Below are 7,672 nucleotides of genomic sequence, written 5' to 3' on the forward strand. Positions count from 1 at the left end.
ATAAGCTAACCCCACCCTCCTTACACCCTTTTTTTACCAAAACCCCTCTCAACTCTCTTCCGAACTTTTCTGTTTCTTTCCGAATACTCCTAGCAGTCACCAACACATCGCTTTTTCATCTCAAACTTTGGCAAAGTTTTAAACTTTGCCAAAGTTGAATAAACTAACAAACCCTCCGCTAGTGCAATTCTTGTAGCCTCCTCCTCATTCTCTCATTCTCCCATTTTCTCATTTCCAAATTCTCTCATTTCCCACCCTCTTGTCACTTTTTCGTCGCATTCCTAGTGCCTATGGCCTAAGGCCTCGCACTTTTCTCATTTTCTCATTCTCTCATTTCTATATTTTCTTTATCTTTGCAAAAAAAATATGTTTTTAATGAAGAAATATATCATCACTTTATCGCTTTTGTGCCTCGCAATGGCTTGCAAAAGCCCCTCAACCGGACAGATAATCCCCCAAGAGGAGATTACTAATCAAATGTATTTCACCTCCAAACCCATTGTTTCTGCTCATCGGGGTGGGGGAGGAGAGCAACTTAAAGGCTATCCCGAAAACTGTTTGGAAAGCATTCAATACCTTTCCAAGAAAGGAATACACAGCTTTGAGATAGATATCTTCGAGAGTGCCGACGGTGATTTGCTCCTGATGCACGACGATAAGTTAGGACGTACCGCCACAGGTCAAGGAGTCGTATCAGCTCTTACTACCGCACAGTTGCGCACTGAAAAACTCAAAGATGAGTTCGGCAATGTAACTGCTTTTCAGATTCCGTTTTTAAAAGATGTACTTTCGTGGTGTAAAACCCATAAGGGGTACTTAATGTTAGATTTTAAAAAGGGTATTTCTTATCAAAAGGTGGTAGATTTAGTGCGGGAAGAGAAGATGGAAGCGCAAGTGGTGCTTATCAGTTATAATACTGCACAAGCCGAAGCCTTGCATAAGGTAGCTCCTGAGATGCTCCTTTCGGTGAGCGCCCGCAATGAAGACGAACTAAACCGTATTTTGCAAACAGGTATTCCTAAACAGAAGTTGTTGGCTTTCACCGGTATTCGTTTAGCTCCTGATCAGCTGTACGAGCGTTTAAACCAACTAAAAATACCTGCCATATTAGGTACATTAGGTAACTTAGATAAGCGTGCTGCTACCAAAGGCGACTACCTATATACCGAGTGGGCAAAGAAAGGTATACAAGTTTTTTCTACCGATAGACCTTTGGCATTCAAGTAAAAAATAAGAGGTAAGAAACTTACTTCTTACCTCTTTCTTTATCTAAAACAAATCGTTTTCGCTAATACTCTTGTCGTGTTTAGTATAAGCAGTAGGGCGTTTGGCAAAGAAATCGTCAAGCTCATTGCTAAACACTTCCTCCTCAAACCACATCATCGGTTTAGCTTCCTCTCCCGAAATACCAAAAGGCTTTCCTAATCCCAATTGTGTAAGCGAGTCGTCCAAACGATAACGCATATAGTTCGACAAGTCTTTTTTGCTAAAAAACTCCAATTCACCTTGTTCAAAAATCCAGTCTAGCATCTTGTCTTCCAAAGTGATATAACTACGGATAAAAGTAGTTGCATCTTCTTCGGCTTTAGCTTTCATTTCTGGATTTTCTTCAAATATCTTTTTGAGAATATAAATACCTGCATTGGCGTGTAACTGTTCGTCTACCGATGTCCACGCAATAATATTCGCTACATTTTTCAAGAACCCTTTAAAACGTGTAAATGAAAGAATAGTAGCAAACTGACTGAACAACGAAGCATTCTCAATAATCAATGTGAAAAACAGAATCCGCTCCATAGCGTTCTCACGATTTTTAGCCAAGTATTCTTTTAATACATTACTACGTTCTTTAAAAACAGGTACCTCCAATAAGTTTTCAAACTCGTTGTTGTAGCCCAAAACCTCCAATAAGCGTGCGTAAGCCTCGCTGTGGCGGAACTCACATTCGGCAAAAGTAGCTCCTAATCCGTTGAATTCAGGTTTAGGGAAGAGGTCATAGAGGTCTCCCCAGAAAGTCTTTACCGATACTTCCACTTGGGCGATACCTAATAGAGCGCGCTTCACTGCCTCTTTTTCCACAGGTGTTAACTCCGATTTAAAATCCTGAATATCGGCAGTAAACTCCACTTCTGAGTGTACCCAAAACGATTTGTGCATAGCGTTCACAAACTCCATAACCTCAGGATATTCAAAAGGTTTGTAGTTCTCGCGTTTGTCAAAAATTCCCATAATGATAAATGTTTTTTTTATGAATGTTTTAATGATGTTTTACAGAGCGCAAAGATAATAAAAATACTATAAACTCCAATAATTTTTCTAATTTGCTAATTCCCACATTCCCTAATTCTCTCATTTTCTCATTTTCTCATTTTCTCATTTTCTCATTTTCTCATTCTCTCATTCTCTCATTTTCTCATTCTCTCATTTTCTTCACCTTACCTTTGCTCTTCAAAAAATCTTTTATTTTCACTAATTTTACCTTTTATCTTTTACCTTTTACCTTTTATCTAAATTCCTCCTGTTGATAACTCTGTTAATAACCTGTTAATTTAAATTGATAACTATTTTTTTGTCAATAATAAATTTATTCGTACTTTTGCCTCGTCAAACAATGATTAAACATTTATAGAACTATGGAAGAATTTGTAAAATTAGTAGAACACATTTTGTATATGGAGAATTTCAACACTGCAATTACTCCTGATTTAAAACAAAAGTTTATAGAGCTTAACAGAACTTATGGCAATAATGTGCCCGATAAGTATAAAGCAGACGTAAACAGATTATATAATAGCTTTCGCGATAAACAAAGCGTAGAGGTAGATAGTAACGCTTACGCTGTTAGCTAATAGTAAATGAATGTTTTAGTAACTGGAGGTAGTGGGCAATTAGGTTCTGAAATTCAGGCTAATTCTCACAAGAAAAGTTGCTACTATTTCACGGATATAAATAGCTTGGACATCTGTGATGTCCAAGCTATTCGTGCTTTTGTGCAACTCAATAATATTGGTGTCATTGTCAATTGTGCAGCTTATACCAATGTTGATAAAGCCGAAGACGACTCAGCTCTCGCAACTCTTATCAATCATACAGCTGTCGAGAATTTAGCAACTGTTTGTAAAGAACACAACTTGCCTCTTATTCATATTTCCACCGATTATGTCTTCGGAGGAAGTAAAAACACTCCTTATACCGAAACCGACCCAACCACACCTCTTGGGGTGTATGGGCGTACTAAATTAGCAGGCGAACAAGCAATACAACAAGCAGGCATTGAACATCTCATTATCCGTACAGCGTGGTTGTACTCATTGCGTTTCGGTCATAACTTTGTAAAGACTATTCAGCGCCTCAGTGCCGAACGTACTGAACTAAAAGTAGTATTCGATCAAGTAGGCTCCCCTACCAACGCTTCTGATTTAGCCGATTTTATTGTGCAAGCAGTCGAAAACCTTTGGTATAAAGGCAAACGTGAGGTCTATCACTTCTCTAACGAAGGGGTTTGCTCGTGGTATGACTTTGCAGTAACTATTGTAGCGCAATCGGGTAATAATTGTAAAGTATTGCCCTGTCGTTCCGATGAGTTTCCAAGCAAAGTAACCCGCCCTGCCTACTCAGTGTTAGATAAAACCAAGCTAAAAAAAGACTTTAATTATCCAATTCCTCATTGGAGGCATAGTTTTAATTGTTAATATTAATTGTAAATTATTAAATTAGATATGGGACTTATAATAACCATCGCAATCATAGTGATTGTAGTATTTTGGTACATTAGTGCCAACAACAAACTCGTGGCATTAGCCAATAATCGTGAGAACGCCTTTGCTGATATCGATGTGCAACTCAAGCAACGTCACGACCTTATTCCTCAACTCGTAGCAGCTGTAAAAGGTTATATGACTCACGAGTCCGATGTGCTCACTAAAATCACTCAAGCGCGCAGTCGTGCTATGAGCGCTACTGATATAAACGATAAGATTGCAGCTGAGAAAGAACTCTCTTCTGCTATGGGCGCTTTCAATATCCAAGTAGAAGCTTATCCTGATTTGAAAGCGAATACTAACTTTATGCACCTCCAACAAGAAATTGCCGATATAGAAAATAAATTGGCGTCAGTGCGTCGCTTCTTCAACTCTACTACCAAAGAGCTGAATACCGCTATCCAATCGATACCTACTAACATCGTAGCAGGTTTCAAGAAAATGACTCCACAACCCTTCTTCGATTTGGGTACAGAACAACGCCAGCAGTTGGATAAAGCTCCAGAGATTTCGTTTAGCTAATCGAATGCATAGAAGATATATAAAGGAGATGTTTTATAGCGTCTCCTTTATTTGTTTTTTGAACATTGTTTGGTATTTTCATATAAAACTAATATCTTTGCCACTCCTATCCTTGCAAGTAAAGAAAAATTGGTAATAATAAAAACCTAAATTATGCAATATCTTGGTATCCGACAACAAATCGCACGAAATAACACCAAGTCTGTTCTGTATTTATTAGCCTTCCCCTTGCTAATCCTTGCGGGAACCTATGCGGTATTGTATATGCTTAACGACCAAGATATAGAGGCTGTAAATGCTCAATTCCTTTCAGTAGTCCCTGTGGTGCTGATAGGGGTAGCTATATGGTTTGTAATCTCCTACTTCTTCAATACCCAAATGATACAAACCGCCACTCACTCTCGTCCCTTAGAACGCCGTGAGAATATGCGGGTGTATAATCTCACCGAGAACCTTTGTATGAGTGTCGGAATGCCTATGCCTAAGCTCTATATTATAGAAAGCGATGCGCTCAATGCTTTTGCTTCTGGTATCAACCAAAAAACCTTTGCCGTCACCCTCACACGTGGTATTATCAGCACGCTTAACGACGACGAACTCGAAGGGGTGATAGCTCACGAACTTACCCATATCCGCAACCGCGATGTCCGTTTGCTTATTATTACCATTGTGTTTGTAGGTATTTTTGCCACGATTGCCAATATCGCTTTCCGCACGATGCTCAACAGTCAGTTGTATTCTTCACGCAATAGGCGAAACGAAAAGGGTGGGGGAGGAGCTGTTGTGCTGGTAGTCTTATTGGTAGCAGGGGTTGTCTATTTCTTTTCAATACTCTTTAAGTTGGCACTTTCTCGCAGTCGCGAATATATGGCTGATGCAGGAGCTGTTGAAATGACCCATAAGTCTTTGGCATTAGCCAATGCCTTAAAGAAAATCTCAGGGCACTCCACCATCGAAGGTGTAGATAACGACGAAGTAAAAGAACTCTTCATCGACTATAAAGCCGAAGGCTTTTTTGCAATGTTCGCCACCCACCCACCTATTCGCAAACGCATACAAGTATTAGAGCAATTTTAATCACTTATTTTAGCTCAAAACAACCAAAACATTCTTGCGCATAAGCTTCCCTTCTACAACTCCCCTTGATTCCTTCAGTAAACGTACCTCCTCTATGTATCAATCACAGAAGTTTTCTTCATTCATTCTTCGCCTTTTGTTTGTCTTTCCTTCATTGTAGAGCCACTGTAGAGCCACTGTAGAGCCACTGTAGAGCCACTTATCCCCCATTTAAACCTTATTACTTGTCCGTATGCCCCACCCTTGCTCGTGCGGTTCGCATCGTATTTTTGTTTACTTTTACATCACAAAGCTTTGCCAAAGCCTAATTGGCTAATTATTCACGTAAGCTGAAAAAATAGCAATAAAGTTAAAACATATTATTCATAAAATACATCTGATATTCAAATGTTTGTATTTACAGTCAAAATATTTTCGTAAAAAAAGTGCTAAAAATTTTGTCGATAAAAAAAAATGTTATACTTTTGCGCTCTGTAAAAAGATAGACGCCGGCATAGCTCAGTTGGCCAGAGCACGTGATTTGTAATCTCGGGGTCGTGGGTTCGAATCCCTCTGCCGGCTCAAAAAAAGTACATATTTTAATAGTTCAAATATTCGGGGGAGATACTCAAGCGGCCAACGAGGGCAGACTGTAAATCTGCTGGTTTTACCTTCACAGGTTCGAATCCTGTTCTCCCCACTGTCATATTTTTATTTTTTTTGCGGGAGTAGCTCAGTTGGTAGAGCGTCAGCCTTCCAAGCTGAATGTCGCGAGTTCGAACCTCGTCTCCCGCTCTTTTTTTGTATGCTGATGTAGCTCAGGGGTAGAGCACTTCCTTGGTAAGGAAGAGGTCACGAGTTCAAATCTCGTCATCAGCTCTCACGTATTTTGTACACACATCAAACACTCATTTATATAACTAAGATTTAAAATTTATTTAAAAATGGCAAAAGAAACATTTGATCGTTCCAAACCCCACTTGAATATTGGTACTATTGGACACGTGGATCACGGTAAAACAACTTTGACAGCCGCTATTACTAAAGTATTAGCCGACGCTGGTCTTTCAGAAGTTCGTAGCTTCGATTCAATCGACAACGCTCCCGAAGAAAAAGAACGTGGTATTACCATTAATACCTCTCACGTAGAATACCAAACAGCTACTCGTCACTACGCACACGTAGACTGTCCTGGCCACGCCGACTACGTAAAGAATATGATTACAGGTGCTGCCCAAATGGACGGCGCTATCCTCGTAGTTGCCGCTACCGACGGACCTATGCCTCAAACTCGTGAGCACATCCTCCTCGGTCGCCAAGTAGGTATTCCTCGTATCGTTGTCTTTATGAACAAAGTAGATATGGTAGACGACCCAGAATTGTTGGAACTCGTAGAACTCGAAATGCGCGAGCTTTTGAGCTCTTACCAATACGATGGTGATAATACTCCTATCATACAAGGTTCAGCTCTTGGTGCTCTTAACGGCGAAAAGAAATGGGTTGATAGCGTTCTTGCCCTTATGGACGCTGTTGATAAATGGATTGAACTTCCAACTCGTGACGTAGATAAACCATTCTTGATGCCTATCGAAGACGTGTTCACTATCACCGGTCGTGGTACCGTTGCTACAGGTCGTATCGAAACTGGTGTAGCTAAAACAGGTGATGCAGTTGAAATCATCGGTATGGGTGCTGATAAGTTAACCTCTACTATTACTGGGGTTGAAATGTTCCGCAAAATCCTCGACCGTGGTGAAGCTGGTGACAACGTAGGTTTGTTGCTTCGTGGTATCGATAAAAAAGACATCAAACGTGGTATGGTAATCTGCAAACCAGGTTCTGTAACTCCACACGCTAAATTCAAAGCTGAGGTGTATATCCTTTCTAAAGAAGAAGGGGGTCGTCACACTCCATTCCACAACAACTACCGTCCTCAATTCTACGTACGTACAACCGACGTAACCGGTACTATCCACTTGCAACCAGGTGTCGATATGGTTATGCCAGGTGATAACGTAACTATCGAAGTAGAATTGTTACAACCTATCGCTCTTAACGTAGGTCTTCGTTTCGCTATCCGCGAAGGTGGTCGTACCGTAGGTGCTGGTCAAGTAACTGAAATTCTTGACTAATTAGCTTAGAAGGTTAGGTTAAATATTATTTAATACAAAAAAGTTTTGAGCATAAAAACTCAAAACTTTTTTAAAATACGGGTGTAGTTCAAGGGTAGAATAGCGGTCTCCAAAACCGTTGATGGGGGTTCGAATCCCTCCACCCGTGCTTAACATTGCTAAAGTTACAAACTAAGGTTGTAAGGAACATTTTTAACTATC

General features: G+C 40.0%; 7 protein-coding genes and 5 tRNA genes. 11 read left to right on the plus strand and 1 reads right to left on the minus strand.

The window, feature by feature from the left end; genetic code table 11:
• Positions 1–366 precede the first annotated feature (366 nt).
• Positions 367–1,227 carry a glycerophosphodiester phosphodiesterase family protein gene (locus HMPREF9072_RS05010; protein ID WP_009410843.1) on the plus strand — a complete coding sequence of 287 codons (861 nt, stop codon included), beginning with the start codon at positions 367–369 and terminating at the stop codon, positions 1,225–1,227.
• Between the two features lie 42 nt (positions 1,228–1,269).
• Here HMPREF9072_RS05010 and HMPREF9072_RS05015 read toward each other — a convergent pair whose 3' ends face one another.
• Positions 1,270–2,229 (minus strand): ribonucleotide-diphosphate reductase subunit beta, encoded by a 960-nt coding sequence (locus HMPREF9072_RS05015; protein WP_002675128.1) that lies wholly within the window; start codon positions 2,227–2,229, stop codon positions 1,270–1,272.
• Positions 2,230–2,633: 404 nt separating this feature from the next.
• Here HMPREF9072_RS05015 and HMPREF9072_RS05020 point away from each other — a divergent pair, with 404 nt between their 5' ends.
• From HMPREF9072_RS05020 to HMPREF9072_RS05065, 10 genes are all read left to right on the plus strand, one after another.
• On the plus strand, positions 2,634–2,849 hold the full coding sequence (locus HMPREF9072_RS05020) for a hypothetical protein (protein WP_002675130.1): 216 nt from the start codon (positions 2,634–2,636) through the stop codon (positions 2,847–2,849).
• A gap of 6 nt (positions 2,850–2,855) precedes the next feature.
• Entirely contained in the window at positions 2,856–3,692 is an 837-nt protein-coding gene (rfbD, locus tag HMPREF9072_RS05025; protein ID WP_009410845.1) for a dTDP-4-dehydrorhamnose reductase, read from the plus strand.
• Positions 3,693–3,719: 27 nt separating this feature from the next.
• The gene (locus HMPREF9072_RS05030) at positions 3,720–4,283 is read left to right on the plus strand and encodes a LemA family protein (protein WP_009410846.1); all 564 of its coding nucleotides are present in this window, start codon (positions 3,720–3,722) and stop codon (positions 4,281–4,283) included.
• Between the two features lie 153 nt (positions 4,284–4,436).
• Positions 4,437–5,360, plus strand: a complete 924-nt coding sequence (locus HMPREF9072_RS05035) for a M48 family metallopeptidase (protein ID WP_009410848.1) — start codon at positions 4,437–4,439, stop codon at positions 5,358–5,360.
• 487 nt (positions 5,361–5,847) lie between these two features.
• A tRNA-Thr gene (locus tag HMPREF9072_RS05040) sits at positions 5,848–5,921 on the plus strand.
• Positions 5,922–5,957: 36 nt separating this feature from the next.
• Positions 5,958–6,039, plus strand: a tRNA-Tyr gene (locus HMPREF9072_RS05045).
• 22 nt (positions 6,040–6,061) lie between these two features.
• A tRNA-Gly gene (locus HMPREF9072_RS05050) sits at positions 6,062–6,134 on the plus strand.
• A 12-nt stretch (positions 6,135–6,146) separates the two neighbouring features.
• Positions 6,147–6,218 (plus strand) — tRNA-Thr (locus HMPREF9072_RS05055).
• A gap of 65 nt (positions 6,219–6,283) precedes the next feature.
• Positions 6,284–7,471: an elongation factor Tu gene (tuf, locus tag HMPREF9072_RS05060; protein ID WP_009410849.1), complete on the plus strand. Its 1,188-nt coding sequence runs from the start codon at positions 6,284–6,286 to the stop codon at positions 7,469–7,471.
• Between the two features lie 77 nt (positions 7,472–7,548).
• Positions 7,549–7,619 (plus strand) — tRNA-Trp (locus tag HMPREF9072_RS05065).
• The last annotated feature ends 53 nt before the right edge of the window (positions 7,620–7,672 follow it).

The organism is Capnocytophaga sp. oral taxon 324 str. F0483, from assembly GCF_000318315.2.
GTDB lineage: Bacteria > Bacteroidota > Bacteroidia > Flavobacteriales > Flavobacteriaceae > Capnocytophaga > Capnocytophaga ochracea.